Here is a 17454-nt window from a genome sequence, read left to right on the forward strand (position 1 = left end):
TGCGTACCTGAAATGGTCTACCAGAAACTACATGCCCAAAGGCTGGGAGGAAAACAGGTACTCATTTAATTGGATGAAGGGAACGCTTTCTTCAACACAACCCGATTTTTTGTTCGGCCTTGGCATGTCGTTCCGCCAAATCCGCCAATTTATTGAGGGCGTTGAGGTAGGCCTGCGCAGAAGCAAGAATAATATCCGTATCCGATCCGTGACCGGTAACAGTTTCACTATTTTCTTCGACACGGACCGACACTTCTCCCTGCGCATCGGTACCACCCGTAATCGCTTTAACGATGTAGGCACGAAGAAGACTCTTCGTTTCAGTCAAGGCCGCAATGGTCCGATACACCGCATCCACGGGACCATCACCCGTACCCGTCCGCTTCTCGATACGCCCATCCATTATCAATTCCACCATTGCGGACGGGCGCTGCTCCAACCCACTCTCCACATGCAACCCCTTTAAGGCATAGCGCTCAGGAACTTTGGTAATAGCCTTATTGACGATTGTCTCCAAATCCTCCTCAAATAATTCCTTCTTTTGATCCGCCAGACGTTTAAAGCGTTCAAAGGCCTCCTGCAATTCCTGATCAGAAAGGGTGTACCCCAGGTTGGCCAGTTCCTCACGAAAGGCATGTCGACCAGACAGTTTACCCATCACCAATCGACTTTGGGTTAATCCGACTGATTCCGGTCGCATGATCTCATAAGTACTTTTGTCTTTGAGCAACCCGTCCTGATGAATACCGGACGTATGCGCAAAAGCATTGGCACCCACAATCGCTTTGTTGGGCTGTACCACCATCCCGGTGATATTGCTCACCAAGCGGCTGGCTTTGGAAATTTCCTCTGTGCGTATTCTGGTATCGGACTGGTAAAAATCTGTTCGCGTGCGAAGTCCCATCGCGACTTCTTCTAATGAAGCATTGCCGGCTCGTTCACCAATCCCATTGATCGTACATTCAACCTGGCCTGCTCCCGCATAAATGGCGGCCATGGAATTTGCAACCGCCAACCCTAAGTCATTATGGCAATGGACGGAAATAATGGCCGTCTCTATCCCACGGACCCGTTCTCTTAATGTCCGAATAATTCGTCCAAACTCCTCAGGGGTCGTATACCCAACTGTATCAGGAATATTCACCGTTCCCGCTCCAGCCTCCACTACGGCTTCCACCACCTCACAGAGATAGGTCAAATCGGAACGGGTGGCATCCATGGGAGAATATTCCACATCCTCAACATAACCCCGGGCATGGCGAACCATCTCCACTGCCCTCTTAAGGGCTTCGTCCCTGGTCATACGAAATTGATGTTTCAGGTGGATATCCGAAGAAGACAAAAACGTATGGATACGGCATTTGGGTGCACCTTTGAGTGCCTCCCAAGCCCGGTCAATATCTTCCGGTTTTGCCCGGGCCAGACTGCAAATGACCGGACCTTCTATTTCCTGGGCAATACGATGAATCGCTTCAAAATCACCGGGAGAACTAAACGCAAAACCGGCTTCGATAATATCCACATTCAACCTGGCCAATTGCTTCGCCACGAGGATTTTTTCTTCGATATTCATGCTCGCGCCAGGCGATTGCTCTCCATCCCGCAAGGTGGTATCGAAAATTCGAATCATCCGTGTCATGGCTCATTTCCCCCACATTTGCTCTTCATCCAAGCTCCAATTTTTTCCCGCCTGCCGGTCATTTATTTGTGGAATCCATCCTGCCCCACTTCTTCCGCAGGCTTTTTCCCCATCAGACCTGCCACAAGCTTCCACCCTTGCTCCAAGACGCCTGAAAGCGCATAGGCAGCAAACACAACAAAAAGCATCGCCTGTGGATACGCTAAGACCGCCATGAGAATGAGGACTGCATACACCAAATAATTAAAATGGTGGTGTTCCTGCGTTTTTAATTCTTTCAGACTACGATAACGAAAGGTACTCACCATGAGAAACGCCAGCCCTAAGGTCAAGACGATCCCAAGAATAGGCTTCACCTTCTCCCCTAAAGGCGCAACATGATGATCGAAAATCACCAACGTGGCCATCACCCCCGCTGCGCCGGGAATAGGAAGCCCCGTAAACGGCTTACCATCTCCGCCAGTTGTCGCCAAAACGTTATGCCTGGCCAATCGCAAGGCACCACAGGCAACAAAGGCAAACATCACCGCGGCACCCAACATCTTCGGACCACTGAGCGCCCAGGAATACATCAGCAAGCCCGGAGCCACTCCGAAAGCCACGACATCTGCCAACGAATCGTATTGCAGCCCGAAATCACTCGTACTTTTCATCAGACGGGCTGACGTCCCATCCAACACGTCAAAAACGATCGCCACAAGAATCGCAATGGCCGCAGGCCCATAATCGCCCCCAAAGACAAACAAGATAGAGGCCAGACCACTAAAAAGATTTCCGGTGGTCAGAAGATTGGGAATTAAATAGACGACCCGTCGTTTTTTGGGTTGTTTCATGAAGGCTCCAGGCATGGCAACTCCGCCACGATGGACGATCCCCCCTTCACTTTTTCGCCAACCTTGACTTGAATGGCACTATCGTGGGGAAGATACAAATCCATCCGAGATCCAAACCTTATAAGTCCAAACCGTTCGCCAACTTCAACCTGTTCACCGGGCTTCACCCAACAAACGATTCGCCTGGCAATTAACCCGGCAATTTGCACACACAGTATTTTTTTCCCATCGGAACGCTTGAGCATGAGCGCATTTTGCTCATTTTCCACTGTAGCCTCTGGACGACTGGCTACTAAAAACTTACCTGGAGCATAGACGACATCCTGCAGCACTCCTGTCGCAGGCAACCGGTTAATATGTACATTGAAGACATTTAAAAAAATACTGATTCTGATACTGGGTTCTTTGAGAAATCGATGTTCAAATTCCTGTTCCACCGCTACGACCGTCCCATCACCGGGAGACACTATGAGATTTCTCCCCTGCGGTATCGTTCTGGCCGGGTTTCTAAAAAACCAGGCAGTAAACAGGGTTAACGATCCCATCAGGCACGTGAGCCAGACCGGCCCGGCCACCCAACACCCAAGCGTCAGGAGCCCTCCACCAGCGATAAAGGGTAGGCCTTCTTTGGCCACAGGAATCCCTTTTGCCTGATCAGCCATTAGGTATGGGTCTCACGTCCCGCAACGTTCTCATCAATTTTTCTGTTTATCCACAAGCTGATCTTTTTGCAGCCAAGGCATCATCCCGCGCAACCGTGAACCGACTTCTTCTATGGGGTGCTCCTCTCCCCTTCTCAAAAGAGCATTATACACGGGCCGGTTCGCTTGATTTTCCAGTACCCACTCTCTGGCAAATCGACCGCTTTGGATCTCTCCCAAAATCTCTTTCATCACTTTCTTCGTCTCATCGGTTACCACACGTGGTCCTCTTGTCACATCGCCATATTTGGCCGTCGTGCTAATAGAATATCGCATATTGGCAATGCCACCCTGATAGATGAGATCCACGATAAGCTTCACTTCATGTAAACACTCGAAATAGGCCATTTCAGGCGAATAACCGGCTTCGACCAAGGTTTCAAATCCTGCCTGAATCAGGGAGGTAAGCCCTCCGCATAAGACTGCCTGCTCCCCAAAAAGATCCGTTTCCGTCTCTTCTCGAAAGGATGTTTCGATGACACCCGCTCTGGCTCCGCCAATCGCACAGGCATAGGCCAATCCGACCTTGGTTGTCTGACCGCCGGGATCCTGGTGAATGGCTAACAAGCATGGTACGCCCGTCCCCTTGGTATATTCCGACCTGACCAGATGCCCTGGACCCTTGGGAGCCACCATAAATACATTCACATGGCTGGCAGGTTGAATTTGCCCAAAATGGATATTAAACCCATGCCCAAAGGCCAGATAGGCTCCCTGTTTCAAGTTTGGACCAATATCTTTATTGTAAATGGCGGCTTGGGCTTCATCAGGAGCTAACAGCATCACCACATCGGCACCTTTCACCGCATCTGCAGTCGGCATGACTTTCAACCCGGCCGCTTCCGCCTTGTTCCATGACGAACCCTCCCGGCAACCCACGACTACTTGAAGACCACTATCCCGCATATTTAAGGCATGAGCATGACCTTGGCTACCGAAACCCACGACGGCCACAGTTTTTTGGGCTAAAATCTGTCGATCTGCATCTTTTTCATAATAAATTTTCATCATGCACTCCTCATAAAGATAAAATAGTCCTTAGTCGTTCCGTCGATCAGGGTGGACGGATCCCCTCAGTCTAAAGGCAGGTGTTGGTTGGCCTGATTAATTCGCTTTCGCAAGCGGTCGGGATTGGGTTTGTGTCGAGCGTGTCGGTTCGCGCCCAATGGCAATTCTGCCGGTTCGTACCAGCTCTTTGATGCCAAGTGGCTGCAGGAGATTGATGATCGCCTGGACTTTCCTCACATCTCCAGTGACTTCAATAGTGTAGCTGGTCGGAGAGGAATCCAGAACATTAGCTCGAAAAATATCCGCAATGCGAAGAGCTTCCGCTCGATCCTCTGCCCGGGTATGAACCTTAATGAGCGCAGTCTCTCGTTCAACAAACTCGCTTTCGCTAATATCAACGACTTTTATCACATCAATGAGTTTGTTCAGCTGCTTCAGGATTTGTTCGATAATCGGATCATCCCCCTTAGTCACCACTGTCATCATGGACACAGAGGGATCCAGAGTGGGGGCCACTGACAAACTTTCAATATTAAAACCCCGCCCGCTGAAGAGGCCCGCTATTCGAGACAATGATCCGAATTTATTCTCTACGGTCAAGGAAATAATGTGCTCCATAATACCCTTTTATAGTTGTACTCTAAGCTGTGATGACAGAATCTGAATCCGCCTGAGTCCCGATTTTTTGCATCGCATTGGGTTTCTTCAAGTCCGGGGGATCCCCTAACAACATTTCATGATTACAGCCTCCGGCCGGGATCATGGGATAACAATTTTCAAACTGGTAGGTCGGGACATCAATCACGACTGGCCCCTTAATGGAAAGGGCTTCACGAATGCCGCTATCCATCTCCGACACCTTTTCAATCCGGATACCGGCAGCCCCATAGGCTTCAGCTAATTTAACAAAATCAGGAACGGTCCCCAGGTAACTTGAGGCATACCGGCCTTCATAAAACAAATCTTGCCACTGGCGAACCATGCCATGGAACCGGTTATTAATAATAAACACTTTAACTGGTAGTTGCTCGACGACCGCAGTCGCCAATTCCTGGGTATTCATTTGAATACTGCCATCCCCAGCGACGCACAAAACCAGACGATCCGGGAACGCAGCCTGCGCACCCATAGCGGCCGGCAACCCAAAACCCATAGTTCCAAGACCACCGGATGTTAACCAGGACTGAGGATTTTGCAATTTAAAATATTGCGCTGCCCACATTTGGTGTTGACCGACATCCGTGGCCAAAATAGGATTTCGATCGCTCGTTAAGTGATACAGACGATCAATAAGAAATTGTGGCTTAATTAATCCGTCAGGATCTTGGTCATAGTGCAGTGGGTGTGCTTCCCTCCAGGCATTCAGTTGATCCCACCAGGGCTTCCGTTGTTCTTTTTGATTCCCATTTACCGTGGCACGAAGAATATTATTCAATTCGGTGAGCACCCGCTTACAGTCACCCACAATTGGAATGTCTACCTGGATATTTTTTCTGATGGAGGTCGGATCAATATCAATATGAATAATAGTCGCATCGGGACAAAACTCTGACACCTTGCCCGTCACTCGATCATCAAATCGTGCCCCAACGGCAATAACCAGGTCAGAATAATGCATAGCCATGTTCGCGACATACGTTCCATGCATGCCCAACATTCCCAGGGACAATGGGTGATTGCCAGGAAATGCTCCCAACCCCATCAACGTCATATCCACCGGGATTTGAGTCAATTCCGCCAGATCCTTCACCTCATGAGAAGCTCCAGACAACACCACTCCGCCACCCACATATAATATAGGACGCTTGGATTTCATAATCGCGTCCGCTGCTTGCTTAATTTTCCAACGACTTCCGTCGTAGGTGGGATTATATCCTCGAATGGAGACAGACGTCGGGTAGTGAAATTCCGCTTTGTCCAGCGAAATATCCTTAGGAATATCGACTAAAACCGGGCCAGGACGACCAGTGGTGGCAATATAAAACGCTTCCTTAATCGTCTGCGCTAAATCGTTCACGTCCTTGACTAGAAAATTATATTTGGTGCATGGACGACTGAGACCAATATTGTCTGCCTCTTGAAAGGCATCATTGCCTATCAATGCGGTCGGAACTTGTCCTGAAAAAACGACGATGGGAACTGAATCCATATACGCATCTGCAAGAGACGTGATAACATTTGTCATTCCGGGGCCCGAGGTAATGAGCGCCACACCGGGTTTGCCCATGGCTTTCGCGTATCCAACGGCCATAAACCCGGCACCTTGTTCATGCCGAGTCAGGATTACCCGAATATCTTTTTGCTGGTGCAAGACATCGAATATTTTGAGAACCACTCCGCCTGGTAAGGCAAACATGGTTTTCACGCCTTCACGCTTTAATGCTTCTAAAAAAATTTCTGCACCAGTGATTTTCATGATTCTCACCCTCTGGTTAATTTGACGTTGGACGAGACCTGGTGAACCACATCGTCACGGGAAATTCCCTCAAAAACCTCTCCAACAAAAAAGATTCCCCAATTGTGATAATTTTATTGTCTGGGGAAGTAAATAAACCATGGTAATCATTATGGTTTTTTCAAGTCAACATTTATTGTAACAGGGTTGATCGCATTACGAAATACCTGTGGATCCCGGGCTCCCTAGCTTAGAATTCCAAAATTCTGTGGGCATCTCAATGTTCAAAGAAGAGCTTCAGACCCGAGCGCAACAACACCTCCTGAGGGAATTATCTCTCATCAACTCCCCCTCGAATCCGGTTATTTCAGTGGAAGGGCGGGAAGTCCTCCTTTTTGCCTCCAATAACTATCTTGGACTGGCCAACCATCCAAAGGTAAAAGAGGCCGCCGTGAATGCCATCGAAAAATTTGGGGTAGGATCTGGAGCCTCTAGATTAATTTCCGGCACCATCACTCCTCATCACGTATTAGAAAGGGAATTGGGCAGTTTTAAAAACGCAGAAGCGGCTCTCACCTTTTCTTCAGGATACGCCACCAATATAGGAGTTATCCCGAATCTTGCCACGGCGGACAGCCTGATTTTGGCGGATCGACTCTGCCATGCCAGCCTGATTGATGGTTGCCGTCTCAGCCGGGCCACATTGCGCGTCTTCCACCATAATGACGTTGGCCATCTCAAGCGCCTTCTGTCCGGACCACGTTCCCGAGCCTCGACGCTCATTCTAACTGAAGGGGTGTTTAGTATGGATGGAGATGTGGCTCCGCTGCCTGAGATAGCCCAATTGGCAGAAGAGTATGGTGCCATCCTGCTCATTGATGACGCACATGGTACAGGGGTCATGGGCGCAACCGGTCGAGGCACGGTGGAACATTTTGGGTTAGACCCCCGCCGCATCCTGCAGATGGGTACCCTCAGTAAAGCTCTTGGGGGTAGTGGCGGATTTGTCGCCGGGCCGAAAGATTTCGTGGCCTATCTGGTCAATACCGCACGATCATTTATCTATAGCACTGCCCCGCCACCAGCCATCGCCGCAGCAGCGAGTGCAGCCCTGTCAGTCATTCAAGAAGAACCGCAACGAAGGGCAAAACTCTGGCGCAATCGGGAATTTTTGCATCACGGCTTAGTAACCATGGGATTTGAACTGACCAACACCCAGAGCCCTATTCTCCCTATCATGGTGAACGACCCGGAACTCGGAGTCCAAATGAGCCAACATCTACGAGCAGAAGGAGTGTGGATTCCTGCTGTCCGCCCCCCTACGGTGCCTAAAGGGACCAGCCGCCTCAGAATCACGGTCACAGCTGACCATTCGCCAGAGCATCTCGAAACTGCCCTCCGGGCATTACGGAAAGTGGGGACAGCCTTTAGGGTTCTCTGAGAAAAGAATTGCTGCCCTTGGGCTTCTCTTGTTTCTACCAGCTGATCTTAAAAAGACACCTTTCTCTGCTGACCTACATTCGAAACTCCAAGCGATCAAGAATTCCCTCCATTCAAGAAAATCAAACGGTATTCCGACAAGATGAGCAGGAATTCCATGGGTCCGAGATTTCCTCATTATTATTGATAAGTGTGTCTTCGTTTCAATGGGCCACGATCACCATCACGTCTTCATTTCTCACAAAGGTTCATTGAAACGGTTAGGTTTATTCATATGAATACACAGCTTTTGCCGGGAAAAATTGAAATACAAGGAGAAATAGCCAAAGGCCAAACCGGGACTATTTACTATGGGTATGATCTCGAACTTCGGCAGGAAATGGCGATTAAGGTTTATCATACCCATATCAATGGTCGGCTCATTCGCGGAAGAGCCTTCATCGAAAAAGCCCAATCGCTCCTTCGATTGGAGCATCCCAATCTCATTGAAATCTTCAAAGTGGAAGAGCAGGACGGCACACCTATCGTCTGCATGGAATTCTTTGACGCTCCCAGTCTCCAACACGTCATTCAGAGTGAGGGGCCTCTTTCAGTCGAAAAGATGCTCATGCTGGCTCGTGAAATTGCGGAAGTGTTAGTTCATATCCACTTTCAAGGGATCATTCACGGCACACTCCATCCAGGTCATGTCCTGGTCGGCCCTCAAGGCCAGATCAAAGTCATGGACCTCGGATTATCCTGGATCCTGATGGACATCCTAAAAAACTGTGATGCTGAGTTACTCAGACCATTACCCTACCTGCTCCCGGAAACTGCCAAAAGCGAACTCCTGACCCTCGGCAGCGATTTGTACTGTTTGGGATTCATGATGTACGACATGCTCACTACGCGAGTGCCCTATTCAGGTCTCCCAAAAACATCGATTATGGGAAAACTGGCTTTCGACCAGGCTGACCCAGTGTTTGACTTCCCGGACCATGTCCCAAAAGCCATCTGCGAGCTTATCCGCCAAATGACCCGGAATCAGTCCTCACAGCGACTTCAAGATGCCACCCATGTTCTCACGATTTTGAATCAGCAATTGGCAAAATTTGCCCCTGACGTTTTGAAGCCCCCAGTGGCCCCTGCAGAACCTCAACCAACGCCAGAAATCCAAACAACCAAGGTAGAGGCACCGAGCCTTCCACCACAGGCACCAGTATCAGTACCCTCTTCAAACCAACCGCCTGCCGTGACCCGGCCGAAACACTCTACCGACTATCAAGGAATACACCAAGCCAAGACGAGAAAAAAATTAGGCGTAACGATTGGAATCAGCTTGTTCCTTTTGCTTGGTGGCACCATGGGTTATATCTACAAGGAAAAGCTCGGCATCCCGTTTCTTACATCCCCTGAATTCAGGGTCCCAGAGCAGCCACGAATCAACGAACCGGCCCCTTCAGTTCCTCCAGTTGACCCGTTCAGGACCATGACCCCTGGACCCCAAATTTCTTCTCCACCCCATTCCTCACAGGCGGAGGAGCCGCGCCTAAATACCAATGACACATCAAAAGGCGATCCCTCAATCAGGACCACACCACCAATGCCGACACCCGTGGTGACAAAGGATCACCCATTGCAACCTGATGTATCACAACACTCAGGAACGCCATTGCCTTCCACACCGGAACGCACAAGGACACAATCTCAGAACTTGGGCCCGCAACCCAAACCCGAAGCCAAACCAGTTACGGCTCAACCTCACTCGTTGCCACCCCAAGACAATTTCACGATTGGCAATCCACCATTGCTCAAGAAACCGACAACTCCGGTCACCCTACCCGAGTCCACACCAAGGCCTCCAGCAATCGTGTCGGAAACTGATCAGGCGGGTGTCCCCCCAGACCCTGATAAACATTCTTCACACTCTAAAGAGTCGTCAGAGGTTTCCCACACGGGACCCCAACCCATACAGGACTCGGCTCTCTCCCCGAACGCAGAATCGCTGGACAACGTTGAAAGCAAGGAACTTAAAGACATATTGGATTCGGTGCAGAGCCCTGAGACCGCACCCATAGTTCCAAAAGATGGACCAGGCACTTTACTTCCATCTGCTCCAAATTCACCGTCCCTTCCCCCTTCACCGAAACTCCCGGCTCTTCCGTCACCAGTATCTCCCCCATAACCACAGGCTCACATGACGGATTCTCTGTACCTCCATGAACGCTACCTATAATCCTTGAATAAACAGACCCTACAGGTTGTAATCTAAATATATGAAACAGGCATGTTAGCCAAAATTCAAAGTGTGGGATTGGTGGGATTAGACGCTAATCTCATTGAAATTGAGGTGGATATAGGCGGTGGCCTCCCGCAATTTTCCATCGTGGGGCTACCGGATGCGACTGTTCGTGAAAGTCGAGACCGGGTTCGATCCGCACTCAAAAATACCGGGTTCCACTTCCCAGCAAAAAAAATCACCGTTAATTTGGCCCCGGCCGGATTGAAAAAAGAAGGAGCAGGACTTGAGTTGGGAATTGCCATTGGCATTTTGGTAGCTGAAGGCGTCCTGTCCCAGGAAGAGGTCATGTCCTACATTTTTGTCGGTGAACTGGCGCTGGATGGCAGAATCAAAGCAGTTCCCGGAGCGCTGTCCATGGCCATTGCCACCCATCACCCCTTTTCATTAATTCTACCGCACGACAATGCCTCGCAGGCTGCCGTGGTCGACCATGCCACCGTGTTTGGCGTCTCCACCCTCCCTCAGGTGGTGGAATTTCTTCAGGGGTCCCTCACCTTCCTTCCTGCAAAAAATACCTTCTCTATTGGGCAAGCCGGCCCCTCCTCTATCGAGGAAGACTTTGCCGATGTGGTGGGACAATATCAGGCCAAACGTGCCCTGGAGGTGGCTGCGGCAGGCGGGCACAATCTTCTGATGGTGGGACCACCAGGATCAGGAAAAACCATGTTAGCCCAACGGTTAACAGGTATTCTTCCACCCATGAGCTTTCAGGAATGTTTGGAAGCCAGTCAGGTCCACAGTGTAGCGGGAAACCTTCCACCTCATGCGGCCCTCCTTGCCAATCGCCCCTTTCGGGCTCCCCATCACACCATTTCAGAAGCTGGCCTCGTTGGAGGAGGATCCATCCCCCGTCCCGGAGAAGTCTCTCTGGCACATCATGGCGTCCTCTTTTTAGATGAGGCCTTGGAATTTAAGCGGTCGCTCTTGGATAGCTTGCGCCAGCCACTGGAAAATGGAACCGTCACACTGACCCGCGCCCATGCCAGCCTAACCTTTCCAGCCAGACTCATGTTGATCGTCGCGATGAATCCCTGCCCATGCGGGTATTGCGGAGACCCCACCCATGAATGCGTGTGTACGCCCTATCACATTCAACGGTATCGAAGCCGTCTGTCCGGCCCGCTCCTCGACCGACTGGATATCCACATCGAAGTTCCTGCCGTCCCGGTGAAAGAACTATCGGGTAGGACAATCGGTGAATCCTCTTCGAAAATTCGAGACAGGGTGATCCGGGCACGACATTGTCAAATCGAGCGCTACAGTGCGGAACAGACCTTAAATAATGCACAGCTTAAGCCTCGCTTGCTCAAAAAATATTGCCAATTGGATCAAGCCGGAAACACACTGTTGGATCAAGCCGTCACTCGCCTGGGACTATCTGCGCGGGCGTATGGCCGGATTTTACGTGTGGCCCGAACTATTGCCGACTTAGGAGAATCGGTTATGATTTCATCCACACATGTTGCTGAAGCGATTCAGTACCGAACATTAGATCGACCCATTCTGGCATAATTGGCATAAGGACATTTCATGGAATCGTTTAAAGTTTTTCGATGGTGGTTCATTATTGGTTCTCTCATGGCCCTCGCTGTCATTATGATTCAAGGGGGGGTCCGCGATCTGATGTTAGCGAATGAACCCATATGGGAAATCAAGCTGGTCGAGTTGGGCCCCCCGATCTTTGGGGGAGGTCTATTGGGTGGGTGCATTGCCCTCATTCTGAATCGAATCAAAGATAAGTCCTGACTCAGGGAACCATTGACGGCCTTTCAGTTTAATTCCCCCTATCACATCCCAAGGTCCCTCACAGACTCATTCAAACCCCTTCCTGAAATTCGAACCCTATCTGCAGTTGCAGCACAGCAAGAGTCAAATGGGCAATTTTGGGATGGTTGCACAAATCCCTGGGGCTGATGCCAATTTTTAATATTTTGTCTTTTCAACAACACACGTTTACCAGAAACCCGACGGGGAACTAGACCATGGCCAAGCAGCCAAAACACATTCCTAAAAGCCTCACGAAGAGTGCAACCTTTGCTTTCAACGCTCCTCCGGAACATTTCCTCTAGCCACCAGGCTGATCCGGTCAGTACAATACGATTCAGTATTTAGTCTATTCACTGACGAAAAAAGGAGGCTTTTGGGCATGGATGTGAAAGTCGGACCGCACTGGTACCGCAATTCCAATGGAATTGTTGAAGTCGACGGACTCCCTCAAATCGAAATGACACTCCGACAAACCGGAAAAACCCCTGTCCGAGTAAACTTTGCCATATTCGATAAAGTTGGGAAAATTCACGCAAAGATAGAAGCCAATTCTCTGGTCATCAACGAACAGGGAGCCTATCACCTGGAACGGTTGGAGACCGGCTTGGTTTTATCCAACAGAGGGGATCAAAAACGCGTGCTGGCCATCAACGTGACGGGCACTGATCAGGTGGAAATACCGGAAGGCGAGTTCTATACGCTCAAAGGTCATCTCTTAAAGATTACCCCCAATGAATGGTCAGTGGAAAAAACCACAGAAAGGTCAGGCGAGACCGACATGAAGGGCCAAGCAGTCGCTGTTGGCTCTCAGTAAATGAGCTAAGGAATCGTGGGTTCGTTGAGGCCAATCGCTTGACTTCCCCATACAATCACGGTCTTTAAATTTCAGACGACGGCGCATGCCACCGCCCTTTACAAATTGCACAGACTTGTCCGCGGACGCCGTCCCCGACAATGGCCATGGCCCAGGGAACTGCAGAGGTCCAATGCCACGACATCCGACCCCTGATACGTCCACAAACGGCCACATTCCTGACAACAATACCAAAGGGTATCCCAGGCCACTCTCGACACGCACAGCCATGTGGTTGGCCTCCTTTGCCAACCTCTTACTTACACAACCCAATGATTCGGACTCAATCGTCTGGCATTTGCGCCCGGACTTTTTCAGGCAACGTCTGTACCCACTCATCAAAGGGCAGGTCGGCATCCACGACAATTTCCAACTTACCATTGGGCAACCGACGAACCACTCCAGGACTTGCCGGGGAGAGAGGGATTTCCACCGCCTCTCGTGAAATATCCAAATCATCTATCACTTCTAAAATCCTCGTGATGTGTTGAAACGAAACCGTATCCAATAAACTCACGTCGACTCCCTTCGCCATGCTGATCAATGAAATTGTAGAAACGGTGCCAGGCTCTGTCCAAGAACTCATAGAGAGTGGAAATTCACTCCGTGGCTGAAAAAACACGCCTGAAGATCCGACCCGCGGCGACCATGTCTTCATGATTAACATCCAAATGCGTGACCACCCGAAACGCCCGATCTCCCATGGCATTCAACAGGACTCCGGCCTCTAGGCAGTCAGCTAATAACACCTCGGTCGTTTTCAATGACCGAGGGACCTGAAACATCACCATATTGGTCTCCACAGCCTTAACATCCACCACCACGCCGGGAATGTCCTCCAACAGAGTCGCCAGGTAATGCGCATTCGCATGATCCTCAGCCAATCGGGCAATATGGTTCTCAAGTGCATACACACCGGCCGCAGCCAGAATTCCCACCTGCCGCATTCCTCCGCCAAACACTTTGCGAAGGCGGCGCAATGTTTGAACTCGTGCCGTATCCGACACCACCAGCGACCCAATGGGAGCCCCCAAACCTTTCGACAAGCAAAAGGACACCGTATCGAAAGGACGAGAATAGTCAGCCGCCGCCACCCCGGTTGCGACCACTGCATTAAACAATCGGGCACCATCCAAATGCAGGGCCAGGCCATGGGTACGGGCCACCTCTGCAATTCGGTTGATGGTCTCCAATGAATAAATCGATCCTCCACCCACATTATGTGTCTGTTCAAGACACACCAAGGTGGATGGAGGATTATGAAGACCCTTTGGCCGAATGGCCGCCTTGACCAATTCCGGCGACAGGCGTCCACGATCCCCCGGCACACAACACAATTGGACACCGGAGAGTGAAGACGCCGATCCACCTTCATAGCGAATGAGATGGGATGTACTGTCAACGATCACTTCATCACCAGGCCGCGTATGTAACCGGAGGGCCAATTGATTGCCCATCACCCCTGATGGAACATACACTGCGGCCTCCTTGCCTAACATATCCGCAGCCATGGCTTCCAAGCGATTCACGGTCGGATCTTCTCCATACACATCATCGCCCACCTCAGCCTGAGCCATCGCTTCTCGCATGGCCGGTGTCGGTTTCGTCACGGTGTCGCTACGTAAATCAATTTTTTGCATAAATCAATTCCTTCAACAAGGATATATTCTATTCGTATTCTAAGGAACCGTCCTCCATCACACAAGATTTTCCTTTTGGCATTGGTCTACAATGCGGACGATGAAACCACGTCTCCTCGTCACCGGCGGAGCGGGCTTTTTAGGGAATCACCTCCTTCGTCGGGCCAATCAATTTGTCGCAGCCGGAACGCTGCACGCCACGCCCTCCACATCCCTTCCCGGCGTAACCTTTCATGTGTGTGATCTCCAAAGCCCCGAGGAAGTTCGAGTCCTCATGGATCGGGTGCAACCGGACGTCATTATTCACACCGCCTGCTCGGACCAGGGAAAAGGAATTGAAGCGATCCTCCCTGCAGCAGGACTCCTTGCCATGCAATCAGTAGAACGAAACATTCGTTTCATTCACCTTTCGACTGATCAAGTCTTTGATGGGACTTCCGCGCCCTATACCGAAGAATGCCCCACGAACCCCATCAACCCCTACGGTAAGGCCAAAGCCCAGGCGGAAGAACTCATCCGCTCCCTGAATCCGAAGGCCACCATCGTCCGCACCTCGTTGCTCTATGATTTGCGCACACCGGACCGCCAGACGACACGCTTAATCGAATCCACAAAAACCGGCGAACAGTACCGCTTGTTCATAGATGAACTTCGCTGTCCCATCTGGGTGGAAAATCTTGCCGAACTGTTACTGGAAGTCGCCACCAAGAATATCCCGGGAATCTTACATCTAGGCGGCCCAGATAGCCTAAACCGGTGGGAATTGGGGATGGGATTGCTCAGGCACTTTGGAGTCACACAGACACTGAATATTCAAAAGGGAACAATCGAGGAATCCGGATTGTGTCGCCCCAAAAACCTCACCATGGACTCCTCCCGATCCGAACGGCTCCTCAAAAAACCGAGGGTTTCTCTACAAGAAGCCCGCAAGATGACCGTCACCTCTGAAAGGTAAAATTCTTTTAACACACCTTTTTTAGGATTACAGAAGACTCCTAAAAACACGGTCCTACCTACCACCTGCTAGTCCAGGTTCTTTTTTTTCGGGCCCTGCCCCCTGCAATATCATATGCCTCACGACCTGCAAATCGGCAAACAAAGACAGGCCTTGTCTGTTCTGGACAAGCCTGGCCGTTCTTCGCAAATCGAGATAGATTCAGCCGACAGAATTCGTGGAAGTCGATCTCAAGGGATGTCACCCTGGCACTATGAGGAGACGCTGCGGATGCAACAATCCCAGGACACAAATTTGGCGGTTATCCGGCCTTTGAAAATGGGGAAGCGAGGGTAAGAACACACCCTTTTGATCAATTCAAAAAAAATTAAACGAGCGTCGGTAAAGAACAGCACGGTTGGCGGAAGACCGCGGAAGGAGTTTAAGGGCCTGAACAAAAGCTTCCAGCACTGCGATCTTCTGATCGGCGACACCTGAAATTGACCGAATCCGGCCTCAGAGTGCGAGCTTATCCTATCCGAAGTAGGGGCAGCATGCGCTCTGAGGTCTATTTAAATGGGTCATGGGAAATTGATTCAAACGAAACTTGGAGCTGTTCGCGAAGACGGAAAAGAATTACTCCACATTGTGTTTAATTTGTTCTCTGCTTCTTCATCTGGTTCATCAATGGCAGAGTATTTCACAACCATGACCGTCTTCAGTTATTTCTCATTCACACAACTGTCTTGGTTCTTTTCTATCGATTGTTTTTGACGTCCTTCCATTCCTTACGAAATTCATCCATTCCGGCATGGACTGCCTCTCTTATCGTCTCCTGAATCTCTGCCAATCCCTTATGCGTGCCGGACACGATGTCTTGATAGGTCTCAACAGTTTTTTCTTGCAAATCACTCCAATCTTCTCCTTTTCGACGAACATAATCACGAATTTGCTCCCGCGAGTCACGTCCCGACTGAGGAGAAAGTAGTAATGTGGCAACAGATCCAATAATTAAGCCCATGGCAAATACACCTAACATCTTTCCATCTACGACATCTGATTCATGGTGACGCATACATTTCCTCACTTCTAGTGTTTAGTTTCGATTAACGATTTCCATAATGTATAAGTACCATGAAGACGAACCATGGTGAATAGACAAATCACTACGAGGGATCATCAAAAAGTAGTCCACAACGATGTCTCAGAAATTAGGAAATGTGATGATGCACCATAGTAATCGTGTGACGAAGGTATTATTTGTAGCAGAGGATGTTTCAGATCATATTACCGACCATCATGTTTCCCTCCGGAAGAAGAACCGGGATTTTGACAACTATGCCACATGAGCGGAGCCAACAGGAATGACGGTTAGGTCTGGGCGTCCCGATATTTCAAATAACCTTCACAACCATCATGGCCACACCGACATTTCCCTACCGGCGCGGTAATGACATTCGCACATTCTTCTGAACAGTATTCCTCGCCTTCTAAATTTTCGCATGAACATGGGGGATGGGCACAGACGGTATTCATCCGGAAAACCTCACTTTCTTCCAGAAAACGGAGTATATGACGCTAAAAGATCAATGAACCCTTTAGAGTTTCATAGCCGGACTCTCCGGCATTTCTCCACTTTCCTGACTCTCGAAAAACATTTCGAGACAATTATGTCTGTAATTTTTCCTCTTTAGCAACCTTTCTGACCGTGGTTGTTATTCCCTCTGGGGATATAGGCTGCCTCGATGCCATCAGCTCTGACAAAGAATGCAGAAGATTCCCCGCTTGTTCCTGATATCGAAACGTAACCGACATTTCCGTTGGTATTGTGGCCCCAATATTCGGATTCCCTGCATCCAAGAGATACCCGTTTCCTTCATTAAGGACATCGTTTCATGTCAATGGCTTGTCTGAACAAGTGTTTTTGTCTCAGCATTGGACCACCTGGAAAGAACGCTCGGGA

At 49.9% G+C, this 17454-nt stretch carries 16 protein-coding genes; 7 read left to right on the forward strand and 9 right to left on the reverse strand.

The window, feature by feature from the left end; all coding sequences use genetic code 11:
* Positions 1–91 precede the first annotated feature (91 nt).
* The 6 genes from ACWHYD_RS15175 to ilvB all read right to left on the reverse strand — a co-directional run bounded on the left by ACWHYD_RS15175 (position 92) and on the right by ilvB (position 6597).
* Positions 92–1639, reverse strand: coding sequence for a 2-isopropylmalate synthase (locus ACWHYD_RS15175; RefSeq protein ID WP_447962868.1), 1548 nt, complete (start codon positions 1637–1639; stop codon positions 92–94).
* 62 nt (positions 1640–1701) lie between these two features.
* Entirely contained in the window at positions 1702–2472 is a 771-nt protein-coding gene (gene pssA / locus ACWHYD_RS15180) for a CDP-diacylglycerol--serine O-phosphatidyltransferase (RefSeq protein WP_447962869.1), read from the reverse strand.
* Positions 2469–3134, reverse strand: a complete 666-nt coding sequence (locus ACWHYD_RS15185; protein ID WP_447962870.1) for a phosphatidylserine decarboxylase family protein — start codon at positions 3132–3134, stop codon at positions 2469–2471. The genes pssA and ACWHYD_RS15185 overlap by 4 nt, the downstream gene beginning before the upstream one ends.
* Before the next feature lie 33 nt (positions 3135–3167).
* Complete coding sequence (ilvC, locus tag ACWHYD_RS15190) at positions 3168–4181, reverse strand: ketol-acid reductoisomerase (protein ID WP_447965884.1); 1014 nt, start codon at positions 4179–4181, stop codon at positions 3168–3170.
* Between the two features lie 96 nt (positions 4182–4277).
* A complete protein-coding gene (ilvN, locus tag ACWHYD_RS15195) occupies positions 4278–4799 on the reverse strand; it encodes an acetolactate synthase small subunit (protein WP_447962871.1) in 522 nt (173 codons plus the stop codon).
* Positions 4800–4821: 22 nt separating this feature from the next.
* Positions 4822–6597: a biosynthetic-type acetolactate synthase large subunit gene (gene ilvB / locus ACWHYD_RS15200; RefSeq protein WP_447962872.1), complete on the reverse strand. Its 1776-nt coding sequence runs from the start codon at positions 6595–6597 to the stop codon at positions 4822–4824.
* Positions 6598–6856: 259 nt separating this feature from the next.
* Between ilvB and bioF the strand changes: the two genes are divergently transcribed.
* From bioF to ACWHYD_RS15225, 5 genes are all read left to right on the forward strand, one after another.
* Positions 6857–8017 carry an 8-amino-7-oxononanoate synthase gene (gene bioF / locus ACWHYD_RS15205; RefSeq protein ID WP_447962873.1) on the forward strand — a complete coding sequence of 387 codons (1161 nt, stop codon included), beginning with the start codon at positions 6857–6859 and terminating at the stop codon, positions 8015–8017.
* A gap of 273 nt (positions 8018–8290) precedes the next feature.
* A complete protein-coding gene (locus ACWHYD_RS15210) occupies positions 8291–10180 on the forward strand; it encodes a protein kinase domain-containing protein (RefSeq protein WP_447962874.1) in 1890 nt (629 codons plus the stop codon).
* A gap of 102 nt (positions 10181–10282) precedes the next feature.
* Complete coding sequence (locus ACWHYD_RS15215; RefSeq protein ID WP_447962875.1) at positions 10283–11809, forward strand: YifB family Mg chelatase-like AAA ATPase; 1527 nt, start codon at positions 10283–10285, stop codon at positions 11807–11809.
* An 18-nt stretch (positions 11810–11827) separates the two neighbouring features.
* Complete coding sequence (locus ACWHYD_RS15220; protein WP_342347637.1) at positions 11828–12043, forward strand: hypothetical protein; 216 nt, start codon at positions 11828–11830, stop codon at positions 12041–12043.
* 400 nt (positions 12044–12443) lie between these two features.
* On the forward strand, positions 12444–12878 hold the full coding sequence (locus ACWHYD_RS15225; protein WP_447962876.1) for a hypothetical protein: 435 nt from the start codon (positions 12444–12446) through the stop codon (positions 12876–12878).
* Between the two features lie 322 nt (positions 12879–13200).
* Here the strand turns inward: ACWHYD_RS15225 and ACWHYD_RS15230 are convergent, their stop codons facing one another.
* Together ACWHYD_RS15230 and ACWHYD_RS15235 are read right to left on the reverse strand one after the other, a co-directional pair.
* Positions 13201–13503, reverse strand: a complete 303-nt coding sequence (locus ACWHYD_RS15230; RefSeq protein ID WP_447962877.1) for a hypothetical protein — start codon at positions 13501–13503, stop codon at positions 13201–13203.
* 13 nt (positions 13504–13516) lie between these two features.
* Positions 13517–14557: a threonine aldolase family protein gene (locus ACWHYD_RS15235; RefSeq protein ID WP_447962878.1), complete on the reverse strand. Its 1041-nt coding sequence runs from the start codon at positions 14555–14557 to the stop codon at positions 13517–13519.
* A gap of 100 nt (positions 14558–14657) precedes the next feature.
* Between ACWHYD_RS15235 and ACWHYD_RS15240 the strand changes: the two genes are divergently transcribed.
* On the forward strand, positions 14658–15512 hold the full coding sequence (locus tag ACWHYD_RS15240) for an SDR family oxidoreductase (RefSeq protein ID WP_447962879.1): 855 nt from the start codon (positions 14658–14660) through the stop codon (positions 15510–15512).
* 736 nt (positions 15513–16248) lie between these two features.
* Here ACWHYD_RS15240 and ACWHYD_RS15245 read toward each other — a convergent pair.
* A complete protein-coding gene (locus tag ACWHYD_RS15245; RefSeq protein WP_447962880.1) occupies positions 16249–16566 on the reverse strand; it encodes a YtxH domain-containing protein in 318 nt (105 codons plus the stop codon).
* 124 nt (positions 16567–16690) lie between these two features.
* Between ACWHYD_RS15245 and ACWHYD_RS15250 the strand changes: the two genes are divergently transcribed.
* A complete protein-coding gene (locus tag ACWHYD_RS15250) occupies positions 16691–16840 on the forward strand; it encodes a hypothetical protein (RefSeq protein WP_447962881.1) in 150 nt (49 codons plus the stop codon).
* The last annotated feature ends 614 nt before the right edge of the window (positions 16841–17454 follow it).

The sequence above is a fragment of the Nitrospira sp. Ecomares 2.1 genome, assembly GCF_965152585.1.